Below are 16,763 nucleotides of genomic sequence, written 5' to 3' on the forward strand. Positions count from 1 at the left end.
CACCATCAAAGGCATCAATTAATAGCAAGGAGACACTTCTATGCCAATGATTAATCAACCCGCTCCGCACTTTGCAGCTCAGGCTGTATTTGACGGTGGCGAAGTTAAAGATATTTCACTGAACGACTTCAAAGGTAAATGGGTGGTTCTGTTCTTCTATCCACTGGATTTCACTTTCGTATGCCCGACGGAACTGACGCAGTTCCGTGAACATCTGAAAGAATTCCAGAATGCTGGTGCCACTGTTATCGGCTGCAGTGTGGATTCTGTTCATTCTCACAAACGCTGGTTGCGCGATGATCTGGGCAATCTGGGTTACCCGCTGATGGCCGATCTGACAAAACGTATTGCCCGTGATTACGGCGTGCTGTTTGAAGATCGTGGTATCGCAACTCGCGGCACTTTCATCATCGATCCGGATCAAAAAATCCAGTACATGGGCATCCACAATACATCTGTGGGTCGCGACGCCAAAGAAATCCTGCGTGTGCTTCAGGGATGCCAGACTGGCGAGCTTTGCCAGGCCGGCTGGAAAGCGGGCGATGAACACATCACCCCAATCAAGTAACCATGAATCAGAAGGCTGACTATATCCAGCAGCTTCGTTCTTCCTACAAGGGGCTTGAAAAAGAGCCCCTTGAGGACATCGTTTCTGAAAACCTGATTTCACCGTTCACCGTGGCCCTGTCCCCGGACGTGATTCAGAAGGCGCAAAAGATCATTTCTATTTTGTACAAGATGCGCCAGCAGCCGTCTTACCTGCAGCACTATCAGTCTTTGATTGCCGAAAAAGGTCTGAAAGACCCGGGCAACAAATCCATTATGATGAGCTATGATTTTCACCTGGACGAGCATCAGAACCTGAAGCTCATCGAAGTGAACACCAACGCCGCCTTTCTGATTCTGGGTTATGAAATGTACCGCATGAAGGGCCATGCCCTTCCGGTTCCTGATTTCAGTCCGGAAGAAATCCGCCGCTCTATCGAAACTGAAATGGAGCTTCAAGGCAAAAAGGCCGGCCCTGGTTTCAAAGTGGCGATCACCGACGATGCGCCCTCTCAACAAAGACTGTATGTCGAGTTTCTGGCTTACAACGAGCTGTTCAAATCCTTCGGCTGGGATTCCCGCATTGTCGATTATCGCGAGCTGTATAAAGACTTCCATCCGGACTTTATCTACAACCGTCACACGGACTTTTTCCTGACCGAACCTTCAAGTTCGGCCTTGCGTGAAAAGTTCCTGAACCGCGATGTGTGCCTGTCGCCGAATCCGTTTGAATATCTGATGCTGGCTGATAAGCAGCGCCTGATTGACTGGGGCACACCCGGTTTCCTGGAAGCCCAGGGGCTTACTGGGGATGATCTTGATTTGATCCGCATCGCCGTACCGGAATCCTATGACATCAGCACGGAACGCGCCGATGAAATATGGGCCAATCGCAAAAAGTACTTCTTTAAACCAAAGAACGCCTTTGGCTCCAAGCAGTCCTACCGGGGCGGAACCATCAGTCGCAGCACCTATGATAAGATTGTGGGTCAGGATATGATTGCCCAGGAATACATGCCGGCTCCAGAACAGACTTTTGAAACACCAGAGGGCCCACAGGCCTTCAAGTACGATCTGCGCTGTTACGCCTATCAGGGCCGTATGCAGTTGGTTCTGGCCAGATTGTATCAGGGACAGGTCACAAATCTTCGCACCACTTATGGTGGCTTTGCGACGGTGAAGCTCTAGAATGTCTTTTTAGAGCGAATCCACAGTCGAAGGGGCGTCAGCTCTTTTTCCGTCAACCCCACAAAATGAACCTGAATGCGGTAGAAAGTTTCCGTCGCGGTTTTGGCTTCCTCACAGGCTGTAATCCTTAAGGGCAATTTGCTGATACCAATATCGTCATAAAGACTGCTGGAAATTCGCGTCACCATTCCTAAAGGCATCGGGATATTGGACTTGATCGTCATACCCAGCTCGGACACGGCCATGATGTCGGTCTTCGTCTCCCACTCGGCTTTTACATGCACCGGTGCTTCGACAAAGTGAGCGGTGTCCTTTTCACTTTTCGCCAGCAGGTTTTGAATCTTGGCAGAAAGCAATTCCGGATCCACCGGTTTCACCACATAGTCATTGGCACCGGACTCAATGCCTCTTTCGATGTCAGCCTTTTCACGCTTCCCTGTCAGTAAAATCACCGGCAGCTGCGCCAGTTGCGGATTGCTGCGAACGGTGCGGATTAAAGCATAGCCCGTGGCCCCGCCGGGCATGATGGCGTCGGTGATCATCAGATCGAAATGTTCATTGGTCAGCTTATCCAACGCATCAATGGAATTGGTGCAGGCCGTGACCAGGTGGTTGTCCTTGATCAGCAGGGCCTCTAAAGTCAGCAACACACTTTTTTGATCATCCACGATCAGTATTTTAGCCATCTTATGCCGCCCTCACTCTGGAGGAGTATGTCTTTAACTCCGAAAGACTTTCAAAAAACTTGCGTTCAGTTTGCTTCAGCAAAAACTCTGCTTCGGTGAAATCCTGCAGATCTTCCAGCTTCTGACAAAGCTCGGACACCTGTTTGGCCCCCAAAGTCGCCGCGCTGGATTTCAGAGCGTGCGCGGATTCAGAAACTTTTTCCAAATTCCGGCTTTCGATGCCCTCGCGGATTTCATGCAACAACACAGGGCCGGATTGCTCCAGATCCTCGATCAGCACTTCCGTCAAACTGCGGTCGTGCGAAACTAGATCCTTCAGACTTTCCAAGGCTTTCAGATCCAGATTTTTCTCGGACGGTTTCAACCAGCGATGCAAAGTCTCAATCAGTTTATGAAGCTCCAAAGGCTTCGTCAAAAAGTCGTCCATGCCCGCTTCATAGCAGCTCTTTCGTTCACCACTGGTGCCCTCGGCCGTGAGCGCCACCACGGGGGTTTTGCGGCCCAGGGTGTTTTCCAACAGACGAAGCTGCTTTGTCGCTTCATAGCCATTTAAGACTGGCATCTGGCAGTCCATAAAGATCAGGTCATAAGATTTACTGCGGGCCTTTTCCAAAGCGATCTGACCATTGCCGGCGATTTCAACTTTCAAACCCAGCTTGGTCAGATAACTTTCGGCCACCCGCTGATTGACGATCTGATCTTCAGCGACCAGCACGTGGCCTGAGAAAATCCTGGCAAAACGAACCTCTGAACTTTGCGGCTGCACTTCCCCCGCGCATTCTTCAAGATTCACCATAAACCAGAAATTCGATCCCACACCCGGCACACTTTCAACACCGATGTCGCCACCCATCAGATCCACAAGCTGCTTGCAGATAGAAAGCCCCAGGCCGGTGCCGCCAAATTTCATTCCGGCTTTCGCTTGGAAGTATTTCTGGAACAACGAGCGTTTTTCATGCTCTTGCAATCCCTGCCCGGTGTCCTTCACTTCAAACAACAATGCCGTTTTGCCGTCTTTGTCGCCGCGACTGGAAACTTCCAGACGCACGAAACCTTTTTCGGTGAACTTCACCGCGTTCCCCATCAGATTCACCAGAATCTGGCGCAGACGTCCGGCATCGGCGCGGTAATGCCACAGGTTCTTGCCATCAAACCGGCACTCAAGGCCGATGTTCTTTTCCGCCACTGTGGGCTTGAACATTTCCAGCACGTCTTCCACCAGGAACTGTAAATCCAAAGGCTGGGGATCCAGACGGATCTTGCCTGCCTCGATTTTTGAATGATCCAAAAGATCATTGATCAGCATCAACAGGGATTCGGCCGAACGTTTGATATTTCCGACATAGTCGGTTTGTTCCGGATTCAGATGTGTGTCCGCCAAAAGCGTCGTCATTCCGATCACACCATTCATGGGCGTGCGAATTTCGTGGCTCATCGCCGCCAGGAAGTCAGACTTTTTCTGAGACGCCTCCAAAGCCGCCTCCCGGGCGCGGATCCATTCCTGTTCGACCATCTTGCGACGGCTGATATCCTTAAACACAATCAGGGCTCCGGATATGCCGCCATCAATGTCATTCAATGGACGGCTGGAAAGCGAGATATAAATGCCCTCGGGATGCTCGGAGTTTTGAACAAAGATTTCCAGATCATCCACGCGGTCCCCGCTGAGCGCACGGTACAGCGGCAGCTCTTTGCGTGTGAACGGACGGCCCTCAGCCTGATTAAAGAAACCCAACTGTTCTACACTGGAATCGGTTGAAATTTCCTTGATCTTGGAGCCGATGATTCTTTGCGCGGCTGCATTGTAGTGGGTGAACCAGCCATTCTGATCCACAACGATCAGGGCCTCGCTCATGCTGTTCAGGATCGTATCCAGCAGAATAGATTTTCCTTGCAGGGCTTCCACGGCTTTGCGGGTTTCGTGCTGTTCTTTTCTTTGCAGAACTCGGCTGGCAATGATCAACACAATCGCCGCACACAAACCCAGCAGGAAGTTCTGGCCTTCTTTGGTGGGTTTGAATTTGATCGCGGGCGCGGAAGCCGCCTGCATCTCGATGAGTTGATGACGAATCTGATAGCGAGTTTTATCCAGGGACTCTTCGGTCTGCGCCGGACGGCGCTGTGGAGTCATCACCTGGGTGTTGGCCGTTTCAATATGCGCCCGGATCAGATGCCCCAGCTTTACCGCCATGGCGTGCTCCCGGGGTTTGTTGCGCACCAGTTGCGACATTCTTGCCAGCTGCCCGTTCAAAGCGGTGATTTCGCTGTTATACGATTGCAGATCGGTGGGCTGACGGGACACCAGGAATCGGTCCTGTGCCGCTTCGGCACGCACCAGAATCTGCTCTGTTGTGCGAAGCACTTCGGTCATTTCATTGGAAGGTCTTTCGGAATACTGGCTCAGCTTTAAAAGCTCCGGACGCTGGAATGTGAGGAACCCCAGCCCGATTAATCCCATCAGACCGAATTCGACTCCAAAGCGAGTCAGCAGATTTTTAAGGAACGATGCTGAGCCCATATGTACTTATCGGCTTTTGGATCTCAGCATGAAGCGGAAATAAGAGCTGTCGAAACCTTTGGCAGTTTCACCAACATTTTCCCCGACCAAGAAAACTTCCCTGTGTTATCCTGTGAGCCGTACGAGGTGGTGGGTATGCAATTGCAGGACGTCGTTTGGGAGTCCCTCAAAGGGGTCGGATTCGAACATCTGGTGCTTAAGAAAGCCGGAGAAAACATCTTCGCGGATTCTCTGTTGGTTTATCCCGATTCTTCCGGAAAACTTCAGCGTATCAAGTACAGCATCACCATGGATGATTCCTACAGTGTTCAGAACTTTCACGTGCAATCCCTGACCCATCCCAATCAAAAAGTCGGCGTGTCTGACCTGATCGATTCGCTGTTCGTCGATATTTTCCCGTCGCCGTTCACCAACACTTTGCCGATTCAGTGGATGCGTTCGCAGTTTTTGCAGGTGTATGAGATTGAAGTGACCTGGGTCGATGCTTTGCAGTTTAAAACCAAAAAAGCCAGCCAGCGCTACACGGAGCTTAAAAACACCCCGGAACAAAGCGTTTACCGTTTTGAGTCCATCGACGCCAAAACAAAAGAGGTCCACTTCAGCGCGGACCTCACGGTCGATAAAGACTGTCTGGTGCTGGAATACCCCGGCTATTTCCGTCGCCGTCTGTAATCGCCCCACCAAAGCCCAGTGTTTATTTTAAATTCGGAACCGAGTCATAACGAACGGACAGATACTGGGTCACGTTGCCTTCGGTTTTGATCAGCATCAGTTCGTACTCGGTGTGAGTCTTCTGATAGATCTTATAATGTGCCCCGCTGCTTTTGATCCAGTCCTCCAGGCTTTCACCGCCACGAAGCCCTGCGGTTTTCAGATTCCAGAATGAAAAGCGCTGGGAATCCGTCAGCAACTGGAACTGCCACAAACTTTGTCCCACGCGGTTTTCCTTGTGTGTGTCGATCAAAGTGGGCGCCATCAATGAAAACCTCTGGCTAAGGTCCTGAGCGGTGCTGCCACAAAGGACCTTGGCAGGCGTTGCGGGAGCTTTCAAAAAGGACTGATACCCGTGCATGCGCAGATTTTCCGCGTCAGCCTTGCCTTCCACATAATATTCCACATCCCGGGCCACCAAAACCGTCTCTGGCAGGTGTTTCAGGGAACCCACGAACTCGCTACGGATCTCAGTCAGGAAGTCAGGGCGACTCTCGCAGGGTTGAGAAGCTGAAAACTGCGGTCGCAGCAGCTTTCCGGGCGGGTCGCGCTTCAGGGCAAACGAGGTTGTTGAGATCAGCACTAGAAGTAAAAAGCCAGATGTCTTCATGAAGTCCCCTTATTATGTCCAGTCTAGTATTCGGAAGAACTTTTTTAGGGCTTAATATTAAAGTGCAGGCCTAGCTTGCCGATATGAAGAGTGTCTCATTTTTCTACAAGGAGTGTGGAATCTCATGACGATGAAACATAGCGGCGCGAGAAAGTTACAACAAGTGACGAACTTTTATTCGTCCTTTGATCAGCTCAACGGCGTGCATCCTTGGATGGAAGCAGTAAAAGACGGTTTCGTATCTTATAAAGTGCGTGAACTGCAAACTGGCAAAGTCGCCTACTTCAACTTCATTCTCGCAAAAGAAATGGGACTGATCCCTGCGGATCATCCTCATCAAATGACGGATGACCTTCAGGAAAAACTGATCGAGACTTTCTCTCTGCAAATCATCAACGAATACGACGAACTCACACATCGTCGCATCGACCCTGAAACCATTAGGCCTCATGAATACATGGCCACTCGCTATCTGCAACTGCAGCACTCTAACAAACAGGGTAAAACCTCGGGCGACGGGCGTGGCATCTGGAATGGAACTGTTTACCATCGTGGCACAACCTGGGACGTTTCCAGTCGCGGCACGGGGGTGACGTGTTTGGCTCCAGGAGCGGTAGCAGCGCAGAAGCCCCTCAAAACCGGCGGCACTGAATTTGGTTATGGCTGCGGCCTGGCTGAGATCGACGAACTGCTGGGAGCTTCCATTCTGGCGGAAGTGATGCACCTTCAAGGGGTGCGCACAGAGCGCATGTTGTGTGTGATTGATCTGGGTAAAGGTTACGGCATTGGTGTGCGTGCGGCACAAAATCTGATCCGCCCGGCCCACTTATTCTTGTATCTGAAACAAGAGCGTCTGGATAACCTGAAATCTGCCACAGACTATCTGATCGACCGCCAGGTGATGAACAAAGCCTGGGACATCAAATCCAAAGGAAACACTAAGTACGATGAAATGCTGCATGAAGTGTCCAAAGCCTTCGGCGAATTCACCGCCCTTCTGGATACGGACTATATTTTTGCGTGGCTTGACTGGGACGGCGACAACGTTCTGGCCGACGCCGGCATCATCGATTATGGCAGTGTTCGTCAGTTTGGTATTCGCCATGACAAATACCGCTATGATGACGTGGAAAGATTCTCGACCAATCTGAACGAGCAAAAACAAAAAGCCCGTCTGATTGTGCAGGTCTTTGCCCAAATGGTGGATTACCTTAAAACCAAAAAGAAAAAACCTTTGCGTGAATTTGCCCACCACCCGGCGGTGCAAAACTTCAACAAGGTCTTTGACAACAAACGCGCCGAAAGACTTCTGTATCGCATGGGCTTTAACGAAACCCAACGCAGCCATATTCTGGCCAAAGAAGGTTTGTTTGCCCGCTTTGACAAAGAGTACTCTTTCTTTGAAAGGGCCAAAGTCAGCGGAAACACGGAAAAAGTCGCTGACGGTGTAAATCACCCGGCCCTTTACAACATGCGCACGATCATGAGGGACTATCCAAAGTTCCTTCAGGACAGTCCGCTGCCTTTTGAAAAACGCTGGATGACTGAAAACAACTTCTTTAAGACAGTGCTGTCGGGTTTTGCCAAGGCCCGCGACGCCCGCATGGGTGAAAAACAGCGCCGTCATATTGAAAACTTCCAGTCCCTGTACCGCGAACTGGTGCAGACGGCGGCTGGTAAAAACAAGCCCGAGCATATTCTCAAAGGCATTTCAGAACGCGCTGAAAAGCTGAACTCCGAAAAACGTATCACCGGCAACGCTCTGATCGAGATGGTTGAAGAAATCATCACCGAAAAGAAAAAGGGCCTGAGCATGGAGCAGATCCAGAAGATCATCGACAAGCTGGTCTTTGACCAGAACGGAATGCCGGAAATTCCAACCGGCCGCTTCTATCGGGAGTTGCAACAAACCCCGGCGGTCAAAATGGATCTTTACGCCCGGCTGCTCAGTCTGGTGGAAGAGCACAAGGAATCCATCTAAAACAAAAAGGCACCCACCCGGGTGCCTTTTTTGTTTGTCGATTAAGCGGACTTTTTCGCGGCGATTTCACCGTACTTGGTATCGATCCCCATGATGTGCGCCGTCAGCCAGGTTTTAAGGAACTGGAAGAACGCAGGCCCCAGGACTCCGGTTTTTTCAAACTCCGCCTGGTGTCCCTTCAAGCGTTCGATCAGATCCCGGTGGATCTTCTTGTGAACGGCGGCCTGTGAGTACGCCAGGGTGTCGAAGAACTTCTCTTCGTGTTCAAAGTGAGTCACGGTCCAGCTGGCCAGTTCACGCACGATGGACGTAAGTTCGGTCTTGGAAGCCTTGGCTTCGTTACGCTCATACAGGCGGTTCATGATTTGGATTAGTTTTTGATGTTCATGGTCCATGGCGTCCACATGTGTGGTCAGTCGCTCCTTGTCCCATTTAAAGAATGATTCAGCCATCTTTCACCTCGAAAAGTTGTTAGTTACATCCAACTTCGCCCTTAAGGTGGAGAAGCAGGATTGTTACCTCCAACTTCTCGGTGGGGTTGACCTACTTCTGCATGATGGCCGTCATGTTGTTCAATTTTTTCTTAAATCCGAAAGCTGGTCCCGGACCCAGCGTCTTATAATGGGATACTCTTCATCCTTCAGGGAATGGTCCTTGTCCATCTCGACCCACTCCACTTTAAGCCCAGCATCTTTCAGTTTGTCGACACCATACTTGGTCTCTTCCAGAGGCAGAATATCATCCTGGTGACCGTGCGTGAAAAGCCATGGGGTTTTCTTCGCATCCAACGAAAGATTGTTTCTCCAACGGGGATAGAAGTTGAAGTAGCCGCTGATCCCCACCACGCCGGCCAGTTTCTTGGGATAGTTCAGCCCCACGTCGGCACTGATCAAACAGCCTTGAGAAAAACCAAACAGGAATATTTTCTTGCTGTCCCAGCCCTGGTTTTCCAGATCGTTCAAAAGATCAAAAAGTTTTTCACGGATCTTCATCACGCCGTTGGCCTGATACGGAGGCTCGCCATACCAAGTATAGCCATCCAGAAACTTGCGGGGCGCATTCAGCAACAGATAATTCATTTCCGGCAGATTCAATTCTTCATCAAAGGAAAAGAACGGCTTGATGCTGTCCCCACGTCCGTGCAGCACGATCATCAGAAATTCGGATTTTCTTTTTGCTGGAATAAATTTGTGTTTAAAAAGTGTCGTCGTAATCATAGCCCCGCCCTCGCCACAGCCTTTGTACAGAAAAGAACCTGACGAGCTTTTGTCAGTTGTAAATCATCGGAAGGAGAACCGTCTTCCAAGTCCAGACATTCACTGCTGGACATGGATTGCGCCATCGCACGCACCTGACGTTCCGGTGCACGCAGAGGATTGATGAACTGCTCCGCCTCTCGCACGACGGAGATCTCTTCAAAGTTAACTGCCACATCCGGCTCCAGCCCCTTCATCTGTGGGGAACGTCCCGATGGCAGGTAATAGAAACCTTTGGTTTCAAACAGGGCGATTTTTTTGTTCTGGGACCAGTATTCACCCTCTTGGAAAGAGCCTTTTCCGAAAGTTCTTTCACCCACCAGCACGGCGCGATTCAGGTCACGCAAAGCACCCGCCACGATTTCTGAAGCGCTGGCGGAAGCCGCATTCACCAAGACGGCCATCGGCATGTCAAAGTGCTTCTCTTCACCGCCATAAAAGACCTCAGCCTTTTTGCTTGGATCCAGGTAACGAACTTCGAAGATCTTGTTTTCAGGACCCACGAACAGACTGGCGATACAAGCGGCTTCTTCCATCTGACCGCCGGGATTGTCACGCAGATCCAGCAACAGACCGCGCACGTGGGAACGCTTCACGATCTCAAGCGACTCTTTCACCTTTTCACAGGCACCACGGGCGAACTTGTTAATACCAATCACCGCGATCGGCTTGATGCCTTCAATCACTCGTGTGGAAACAGTCGCCACGGTGATTTCCTGACGGCGCAGGCGGAACTTCATGGCTTCACCATCACGCTCAACACGGATGCGAACCACATCGCCGACTTCACCTTTTAACAATTCAGAAACGCGCGGCTGCATCAGGCCTTTGACTGAAGTGTCGTTGATGGAAATCAGCACATCCCCTTTTTGTATGCCGGAAAGTTTCGCCGGACTGCCTTCGGTCAGCTTGCGCACAACGTACTGGCCTTTGTGGCTCCCCAGGGTAATTCCCAAAGTCACCGAACGGCTGTCGGCGCGGGAGATCACTTCCTGGAACTGATTTACTGGCATGAAGTATGTGTGCGGATCACGGAAGACCGAGATAAAACCATTCAACCCGAGGCCCACCATCATGGAGCTTTGTTTGGGTTTGATGTATTCAGACTTCAGTTGTTCCCATGCCTTCAAGAAAGAGATCTGCGTGGCTTTGGCAGTTTGTGAAGTGAAATATTCTTTCCACGGCTCCAGCTGTTTTTTCTCTGAGCTCATGTCGGCAGACAGGGCTTCGTGAACTGGGACCAGCTCCCCTTGCAGGTTCAGGCTCAGGTTGTAGCGATTGGCAACTGTCAGAATGGCATTGGCACACGCCAGGAAATAGCGTTCGGAACTGCCACAGGTCTGATCCTGAAGCAGGTCTTCCAGGGCTGCCGGACCCAGGCCCGTCTCAGCCCAATAGTCTTCACCGGACTTCACCTTGCTGACGTCTTTACCCGAAAGACGCACAAGATACAGGCTGGCCCCCAAGACCAAAACCATTAAAGAGATTATGAAAAAACGTGGTGAACTGAGCACTTCGGCCCTCCCGACCCGCTCCAAGAGAGCAACGGGCGTGCCCGCCCAGATCGAATTAATTGGCTCTAGGTGCCGATTTTCACCCCCGTTTTGGAAGAAATTTCCTGTTCGCACAGGCCCTGAACAACGCCCCCGGCCTTGAGCTTTTCGACCCCCTGTAATACCTTAAAATCACTATGATTATTGTAACAGGCGCAAACGGTTTTATTGGCAGTGTGATGGTGTGGGAACTGAACCAAAAAGGTCTTACCGATATCATCGCGGTGGACTCGGTAGGTCTTTCCGAACGCAATCTTCTTCGCAAACAAAAAATCACCAAGTTCCTTTTGAAGGATGATCTGTGGCCGTTCCTTGAAACCGAGGAAGCCAAGAAACAAGTCACTTGGATCATCCACATGGGCGCCTGCTCTTCCACGACAGAAACCAACAAAGAGTTCCTGTGGGAGAACAACACTTACTACACACAAAGAATCTTTGAATGGTGCGCAGAACATGGCAAGTCCATGATCTATGCTTCCAGCGCTGCAACTTACGGAGCTGGCGAACTGGGCTTTGACGACACCACCGATCCTGAAAAACTGCGCCCACTGAATCTGTACGGTGAATCCAAAGTCCTGTTTGACCGCTGGGCGGTGAAACAGACGAAAACGCCTCCACACTGGTACGGCCTTAAGTTCTTCAACGTCTTTGGTCCGAATGAATACCACAAAGGCGCGATGTCCAGCGTGGCATTCAAAGCTTACAATCAGATCAAGGACACCGGCGCTTTGGGGTTGTTCAAGTCCGCAGACCCGAACTACAAGGACGGCGAATTCATGCGTGACTTCGTTTACGTCAAGGATGTTACGGGCTGGATGGCCGAGTTGATGGAGAAAAAACCAACGAACGGCGTTTATAACATGGGCTTCGGCAAGCCGCGCACCTGGCTGGATCTTGCCGGTGGTGTTTTCAAAGCCATGGGTAAAGACATGAAAATCAACTGGCTGGAAATGCCTGAAAACATCCGTGGTCAGTATCAGTACTTCACCGAAGCTAAAACCGACAAGTGGCTGGCCGCAGGCATGAGCCCGGCAAAATGGCCTTTGGAAAAAGCCGTCGCTGATTATATTCAGAACTATTTGTCCAAAGACGACAAAGACCTGTAAGAGAGCAGACCACTATGGAGACGGACTTTTTACCGCCACACTTAAGAAAATACGTCGTAGAACAACACTACGAAAAATACACTCCGGTTGATCAGGCTGTGTGGCGCTATGTTTTGCGCCAACTGAAAGCCTTTTTATCCAAACACGCCCACGAATGTTACGTTGAGGGTTTGAATAAAACCGGCATCGACATCGAACGCATTCCACGCATTGAAGACGTCAGCAAAAAAATCCAGGAGTTCGGCTGGCGCGCATTGCCTGTCAGTGGCTTTATTCCACCAGCAGCCTTCATGGAGCTGCAATCCCTGGGAGTTCTTCCGATTGCCTCGGACATGCGCACTCTGGATCATTTGCTTTACACCCCGGCCCCGGACATTGTTCACGAAGCTGCGGGACATGCGCCGATTCTGATTCATCCTGAATTTTCCGATTACCTGCGCCAGTATGCTCAGGTCGCGAAGAAAGCCATCATCAGCAAAGAGGATCTGGATCTTTACGAAGCCATCCGTGATCTTTCTGATATCAAGGAAAACCCAGCCTCCACACCTGAACAGGTGAAGACGGCGGAAGAACATCTGGACAAGGTCGGCAAAAGCATCAGCCATATCTCGGAAGCGTCTGAGCTGTCGCGCATGAATTGGTGGACGGCGGAATACGGTTTGATTGGTGAGCTCGACAATCCAAAGATCTTTGGTGCGGGCTTGCTTTCCAGTGTTGGTGAATCCAAGTGGTGCCTAAGTCAGAAGGTGAAAAAGATCCCTCTGACTGTGGACTGCATTAAAACTTCCTATGACATTACTGAACCTCAGCCGCAATTGTTCGTGGCGAAGGATTTCAAAACTTTGGTGCGAGTGCTGGATGAAATGGCGGACCAGATGGCCTTCCGTATCGGTGGCCTGAAGGGCTTAAACAAAGCCATCGAAGCCCAGTCCGTGAACACGGCCGAGCTGAATTCCGGTCTGCAGATTTCCGGTCAGATCGTGGAAGCGATCACCGACAGCAACGGCACCCTGGCTTATTTGCGTTTGCAAGGGCCATCGCAGTTGTCCTATCAGGATCACGAACTTCCGGGACATGATCAGAAATATCATGCCCATGGATTCGGAACTCCGGTGGGCTTCCTGAAAGCTTATCCAAATCAGTGCCCTTCCACATTCACAGCCGACCAGTGGTCTGCACTGAATGTGGTTCCGGGCAAAGAAACGCGTCTTGAATTTGTTTCCGGCGTGGTTGTGACTGGCAAGGTTCAATCCGTTCTTGAAAAGGATGGAAAGACGCTGGTGCTGGCTTTGACGGATGCCAAAGCGGAACTCAACGGGCGCGTACTGTTTGCGCCTGAGTGGGGCACATTTGACATGGCCGTGGGATCCACGGTCCCGTCGGTGTTCGGCGGGCCTGCGGACCGCGAAGCTTATGGTGAAACCACGGACTTTGTTGCCAAACGTGTTCCGGCCCCGAAGTATTCTAACGAAGAACTGCAAAGACAAAACCTGTACGGTCAGGTTCGCAAAATTCGCGAAGATAAACTTCAGGGTGCTGCCTTAACTGACGCTTTGGAAAAAGTTCTGGCAGCTCACAAGACCCTGATGCCGACCGACTGGTTGTTGCTGATGGAATCTTTGGAGCTGGTTTTGTCCCGTCACCCTGAATCAAAACTAAAAAAACAGATCGAAGACGATCTGACGACTCTGTCCAAGAAGGATGAAAAAACCCACGGCCTGATTCAAGACGGCCTGGTATTGGCTGGAGCCCTGTAAAATGAAACGTCCTTTTGAGATTCGTATTGTTCTGGTTCGCACTATCTATGAAAGAAACATCGGCGCCACATCCCGTGCCATGTCCAATATGGGGATTGAAAAGCTGATCCTGATTGATCCCAAGTGCGAAATCACCTATGAAGCGCAGCAAGCCGCAGCGACCGGCCAGACCGGTCTGCAGAACCGCACGACTTATGCTTCCTGGGACGAATTCATGAAGCAAGAACCGGAAAGCATCAAGGTCGCCTTTACTGCCCGCGATGGCAAAGGCCGTCAAGTGCGTGATGTCGATGAAGTTCTTAAAGACATTGCCGACAAAGCCCCTCAGTTCCAGGTGGAAAGTGACGTGCCTTACGTCGTTCACTTGGTCTTCGGCCCCGAAGACTGGGGACTTGCCGGAGAAGACCTTGAGCACGCCAACTTCTGCGCCTGCATCCCGACATTCGGAGACAACTGGAGTTTGAATCTGGCGCAAGCCACGTTGCTTGGCATGTACAGTCTGCGCCGCACCTGGGGTGGACAGCGCACGAAACTGGATGGCGGAAAAGTGCGGCGGGCCCCTCAGGGCATCGACGGTATTGACCCCGAGGCCACGCTAAAAACCTGGCTTGAGGAGATGGGCTTTGATCTGACCCGCCAAAGAAAGATCAACGTCTTCACCGTTCTTCGCCGCATGCTTTTGCAGAACACCCCGACCAAAAAAGAACTGGTGATTCTGGAGACCGTTTTGCAGCAAAGCATTCGCAAGCTGCGTGAATGGAAAGAGTTCCAGAACCGCAATCGTTAGTAATAAGTCTGACTTCTCTGTTTTTTGAACAGAGACCTTACCAAGCAGGAACTCTTGCCGCGATGATAATGTGATGAGCACGTCACGCCGCGAGTTCCTGGAAAACGCCACGAAATCCATGCTGATATACACAAGCCTCCCCGCGGGGCTTGCGCTGGCGGGCAATGAATATCAGTCCGATCTTTACACTGGCAAAGTTCCCATCTGCCAGAACATGACCAATGAAATCTCGGCCCAGTTCACGATCTTGACGGAAGGAAAAAACCCTTACGCCTACCGAGTGAAAGATGCGCAAGGGCGCGACCTTCCCGTGCGCAAATGGGACGAAGAGCACCGCAAGCATTCGGGATATGGCATCGACAAGCTGATCGCGGAAAAACTGCAGGCCGACCAATTGTACCGCCTGCAGGTCATCGACAAGGACCGCGGCACTGTGTTGGATGAACGGATCTTTAAAAGTTTACCTTTAAATCGAAAAACAAATCTGCGCTTTGCGATGATCAGCTGTTCCTGTGATATCTATCACAGTCAGAACAGCAATATGTGGGACCGGATGTTTGCCGAACTTCCCGAACTGGTGTTTGTGCTGGGGGACTCGGTGTACTGCGACCTGGGCAGTGACGGGACGGAAAAAGACCTGTGGCGCCGCCACTGTGAAACGCGCATGACCTTGGCGCACTTCCGACAACCGCGGCTGATTCCAACCTTAGCCACCTGGGATGACCATGACTATGGCCGAAACAATGAAAATCGCCACTATGCTATGAAGCATGTCTCGCGACGGATCTTTGAATGCTTCTTTGGCTCCACACCTGTCGCTGGCTATCGCAAGGGTCATGGGGTCGGTTCGGTGCTAACCGGATTTGGACAAAGATTCTTTCTTATGGATGACCGGTTCTTTCGCGATGAACCCAGAACTGGCGGCATGATGTGGGGATCAGATCAGCAGGAATGGCTGCTTCAGACTTTAGGTGAAAACGAAAAGCCCGCATGGCTGATGAACGGCAGTCAGTATTTTTCTTCCTATATCGGCAACGATTCCTTTCAGAAAGAATACATGCGCAACCTTTCTGATCTGACCGGAAAACTTCGCCGGTTGGATGCCCCGGTGGTCTTTGCTTCGGGGGACGTGCACTTCAGTGAAGTTTTAAAAATTGAACCTCAGCTGCTGGGGTATCGAACCTTTGAATTCACCTCCAGCGCCATGCACAGTATTAATTATCCCACCGCCTGGTACATGCGAAACCCACGAAGACTGACACACACCTGGAAGCATAACTTCATGATTATGAAAACAGAGACCATCAAAAATGGAATTTCAACGGACCTGTACTGCCTCGGACGAACGGGGAAAATGTTGATCAGTCACGCCGGGACTGTGCAAAGATAGAAGATCAGACTACAGCTTGCAGGTGCGGATTTTAAACAGACGCGCATCGAAAGTGAAAAGCACCGGATCCTGCGACTTCATGGCCTTATGCAGACACAGATACTCGGGGCCCTTGTCGACTTCCAAAGGACTGTCGACACTTTCCATGCGAACCAGATAGTTGTTTTTCAGGGGATTCTTTTGCAGGCTCACGACTTTGCCCGTGAAGGCAAAGTCAGCCGAAGCGATAAAAGGAAGAAGCAACCACCATCCCATCAGGATGTCAGAAGCTCCTCATTCAGTTTGTCTTCCTGTTCACGGATACTGCGAAGCTGCTTGTCCAGTTTCTGCAGGGCTTGCGCCATGCTTTGACCCAAGTCATGCAGCTCATTGATACGGACCATGGTTTCATCCTCTTCACCACCGACCAGGCGCAGGCTTTCCAGCTTCGCCGAATTCAGGTCGATCTCTTTGGACAAGGATTCCAGTTTTTGATTGAGCTTTTTGCGGTCCTCGACCAGAGCCTTGGTCATCTCGCGGATCTGTTCCAGATCCAGAACTTCCAGTTGGCCCGTGGCAAAGGCGTCTTGCGACGGTTTGGTTTCATCAGCGTCTTCGCCCTGGAAAGCTTCCAAAAACAAAGACCATTCGTTTTTCAGGGATTTTACGATCGACCTACTACTGTCATCACCCAT

At 51.0% G+C, this 16,763-nt stretch carries 16 protein-coding genes; 8 read left to right on the top strand and 8 right to left on the bottom strand.

Features of this window, described 5'->3' with window-relative positions; all coding sequences use genetic code 11:
* The first annotated feature begins 40 nt into the window (after positions 1–40).
* Positions 41–568, top strand: a complete 528-nt coding sequence (locus tag BD_RS16135) for a peroxiredoxin (protein WP_011165854.1) — start codon at positions 41–43, stop codon at positions 566–568.
* A 2-nt stretch (positions 569–570) separates the two neighbouring features.
* Positions 571–1,734: a hypothetical protein gene (locus BD_RS16140; RefSeq protein WP_011165855.1), complete on the top strand. Its 1,164-nt coding sequence runs from the start codon at positions 571–573 to the stop codon at positions 1,732–1,734.
* Here BD_RS16140 and BD_RS16145 read toward each other — a convergent pair.
* Both BD_RS16145 and BD_RS16150 read right to left on the bottom strand, forming a co-directional pair.
* On the bottom strand, positions 1,731–2,420 hold the full coding sequence (locus BD_RS16145) for a response regulator (protein WP_011165856.1): 690 nt from the start codon (positions 2,418–2,420) through the stop codon (positions 1,731–1,733). The genes BD_RS16140 and BD_RS16145 overlap by 4 nt on opposite strands.
* Before the next feature lies 1 nt (position 2,421).
* Positions 2,422–4,938: an ATP-binding protein gene (locus BD_RS16150; protein WP_011165857.1), complete on the bottom strand. Its 2,517-nt coding sequence runs from the start codon at positions 4,936–4,938 to the stop codon at positions 2,422–2,424.
* Positions 4,939–5,073: 135 nt separating this feature from the next.
* On the opposite strand from BD_RS16150, the gene BD_RS16155 reads away from it, so the two are divergent.
* Positions 5,074–5,610 carry a putative glycolipid-binding domain-containing protein gene (locus tag BD_RS16155; RefSeq protein ID WP_011165858.1) on the top strand — a complete coding sequence of 179 codons (537 nt, stop codon included), beginning with the start codon at positions 5,074–5,076 and terminating at the stop codon, positions 5,608–5,610.
* A 22-nt stretch (positions 5,611–5,632) separates the two neighbouring features.
* Here the strand turns inward: BD_RS16155 and BD_RS16160 are convergent, their stop codons facing one another.
* Positions 5,633–6,259: a hypothetical protein gene (locus BD_RS16160; protein ID WP_011165859.1), complete on the bottom strand. Its 627-nt coding sequence runs from the start codon at positions 6,257–6,259 to the stop codon at positions 5,633–5,635.
* Between the two features lie 124 nt (positions 6,260–6,383).
* On the opposite strand from BD_RS16160, the gene BD_RS16165 reads away from it, so the two are divergent.
* Positions 6,384–8,240 (top strand): protein adenylyltransferase SelO family protein, encoded by a 1,857-nt coding sequence (locus tag BD_RS16165; RefSeq protein ID WP_011165860.1) that lies wholly within the window; start codon positions 6,384–6,386, stop codon positions 8,238–8,240.
* A gap of 41 nt (positions 8,241–8,281) precedes the next feature.
* Here BD_RS16165 and BD_RS16170 read toward each other — a convergent pair whose 3' ends face one another.
* From BD_RS16170 to BD_RS16180, 3 genes are all read right to left on the bottom strand, one after another.
* Positions 8,282–8,692, bottom strand: coding sequence for a bacteriohemerythrin (locus tag BD_RS16170; protein WP_011165861.1), 411 nt, complete (start codon positions 8,690–8,692; stop codon positions 8,282–8,284).
* 120 nt (positions 8,693–8,812) lie between these two features.
* Positions 8,813–9,457 carry an alpha/beta hydrolase gene (locus BD_RS16175; protein ID WP_011165862.1) on the bottom strand — a complete coding sequence of 215 codons (645 nt, stop codon included), beginning with the start codon at positions 9,455–9,457 and terminating at the stop codon, positions 8,813–8,815.
* Positions 9,454–10,974 (bottom strand): S41 family peptidase, encoded by a 1,521-nt coding sequence (locus BD_RS16180; protein WP_050792933.1) that lies wholly within the window; start codon positions 10,972–10,974, stop codon positions 9,454–9,456. The genes BD_RS16175 and BD_RS16180 overlap by 4 nt, the downstream gene beginning before the upstream one ends.
* A gap of 212 nt (positions 10,975–11,186) precedes the next feature.
* Between BD_RS16180 and rfaD the strand changes: the two genes are divergently transcribed.
* The 4 genes from rfaD to BD_RS16200 all read left to right on the top strand — a co-directional run bounded on the left by rfaD (position 11,187) and on the right by BD_RS16200 (position 16,089).
* The gene (gene rfaD, locus BD_RS16185; protein WP_011165865.1) at positions 11,187–12,155 is read left to right on the top strand and encodes an ADP-glyceromanno-heptose 6-epimerase; all 969 of its coding nucleotides are present in this window, start codon (positions 11,187–11,189) and stop codon (positions 12,153–12,155) included.
* A 14-nt stretch (positions 12,156–12,169) separates the two neighbouring features.
* The gene (locus tag BD_RS16190) at positions 12,170–13,912 is read left to right on the top strand and encodes an aromatic amino acid hydroxylase (RefSeq protein WP_011165866.1); all 1,743 of its coding nucleotides are present in this window, start codon (positions 12,170–12,172) and stop codon (positions 13,910–13,912) included.
* A 1-nt stretch (position 13,913) separates the two neighbouring features.
* Complete coding sequence (locus BD_RS16195; RefSeq protein WP_011165867.1) at positions 13,914–14,699, top strand: RNA methyltransferase; 786 nt, start codon at positions 13,914–13,916, stop codon at positions 14,697–14,699.
* Positions 14,700–14,772: 73 nt separating this feature from the next.
* Positions 14,773–16,089, top strand: coding sequence for an alkaline phosphatase D family protein (locus BD_RS16200; protein WP_231839212.1), 1,317 nt, complete (start codon positions 14,773–14,775; stop codon positions 16,087–16,089).
* 9 nt (positions 16,090–16,098) lie between these two features.
* Here the strand turns inward: BD_RS16200 and BD_RS16205 are convergent, their stop codons facing one another.
* Complete coding sequence (locus BD_RS16205; protein ID WP_011165869.1) at positions 16,099–16,344, bottom strand: hypothetical protein; 246 nt, start codon at positions 16,342–16,344, stop codon at positions 16,099–16,101.
* The gene (locus tag BD_RS16210; protein WP_011165870.1) at positions 16,344–16,763 is read right to left on the bottom strand and encodes a hypothetical protein; all 420 of its coding nucleotides are present in this window, start codon (positions 16,761–16,763) and stop codon (positions 16,344–16,346) included. Before BD_RS16210 ends, BD_RS16205 begins: the two co-directional genes overlap by 1 nt.

Origin of the sequence: Bdellovibrio bacteriovorus HD100, from assembly GCF_000196175.1 — a bacterium.
GTDB lineage: Bacteria > Bdellovibrionota > Bdellovibrionia > Bdellovibrionales > Bdellovibrionaceae > Bdellovibrio > Bdellovibrio bacteriovorus.

Bases quoted from the DNA above. Each gene is read 5' to 3' on its own strand.
- BD_RS16135 (WP_011165854.1), top strand. From the start codon at position 41: ATGCCAATGATTAATCAACCCGCTCCGCACTTTGCAGCTCAGGCTGTA.
- BD_RS16140 (WP_011165855.1), top strand. From the start codon at position 571: ATGAATCAGAAGGCTGACTATATCCAGCAGCTTCGTTCTTCCTACAAG.
- BD_RS16145 (WP_011165856.1), bottom strand. From the start codon at position 2,420: ATGGCTAAAATACTGATCGTGGATGATCAAAAAAGTGTGTTGCTGACT.
- BD_RS16150 (WP_011165857.1), bottom strand. From the start codon at position 4,938: ATGGGCTCAGCATCGTTCCTTAAAAATCTGCTGACTCGCTTTGGAGTC.
- BD_RS16155 (WP_011165858.1), top strand. From the start codon at position 5,074: ATGCAATTGCAGGACGTCGTTTGGGAGTCCCTCAAAGGGGTCGGATTC.
- BD_RS16160 (WP_011165859.1), bottom strand. From the start codon at position 6,259: ATGAAGACATCTGGCTTTTTACTTCTAGTGCTGATCTCAACAACCTCG.
- BD_RS16165 (WP_011165860.1), top strand. From the start codon at position 6,384: ATGACGATGAAACATAGCGGCGCGAGAAAGTTACAACAAGTGACGAAC.
- BD_RS16170 (WP_011165861.1), bottom strand. From the start codon at position 8,692: ATGGCTGAATCATTCTTTAAATGGGACAAGGAGCGACTGACCACACAT.
- BD_RS16175 (WP_011165862.1), bottom strand. From the start codon at position 9,457: ATGATTACGACGACACTTTTTAAACACAAATTTATTCCAGCAAAAAGA.
- BD_RS16180 (WP_050792933.1), bottom strand. From the start codon at position 10,974: ATGGTTTTGGTCTTGGGGGCCAGCCTGTATCTTGTGCGTCTTTCGGGT.
- rfaD (WP_011165865.1), top strand. From the start codon at position 11,187: ATGATTATTGTAACAGGCGCAAACGGTTTTATTGGCAGTGTGATGGTG.
- BD_RS16190 (WP_011165866.1), top strand. From the start codon at position 12,170: ATGGAGACGGACTTTTTACCGCCACACTTAAGAAAATACGTCGTAGAA.
- BD_RS16195 (WP_011165867.1), top strand. From the start codon at position 13,914: ATGAAACGTCCTTTTGAGATTCGTATTGTTCTGGTTCGCACTATCTAT.
- BD_RS16200 (WP_231839212.1), top strand. From the start codon at position 14,773: ATGAGCACGTCACGCCGCGAGTTCCTGGAAAACGCCACGAAATCCATG.
- BD_RS16205 (WP_011165869.1), bottom strand. From the start codon at position 16,344: ATGGGATGGTGGTTGCTTCTTCCTTTTATCGCTTCGGCTGACTTTGCC.
- BD_RS16210 (WP_011165870.1), bottom strand. From the start codon at position 16,763: ATGGGTGATGACAGTAGTAGGTCGATCGTAAAATCCCTGAAAAACGAA.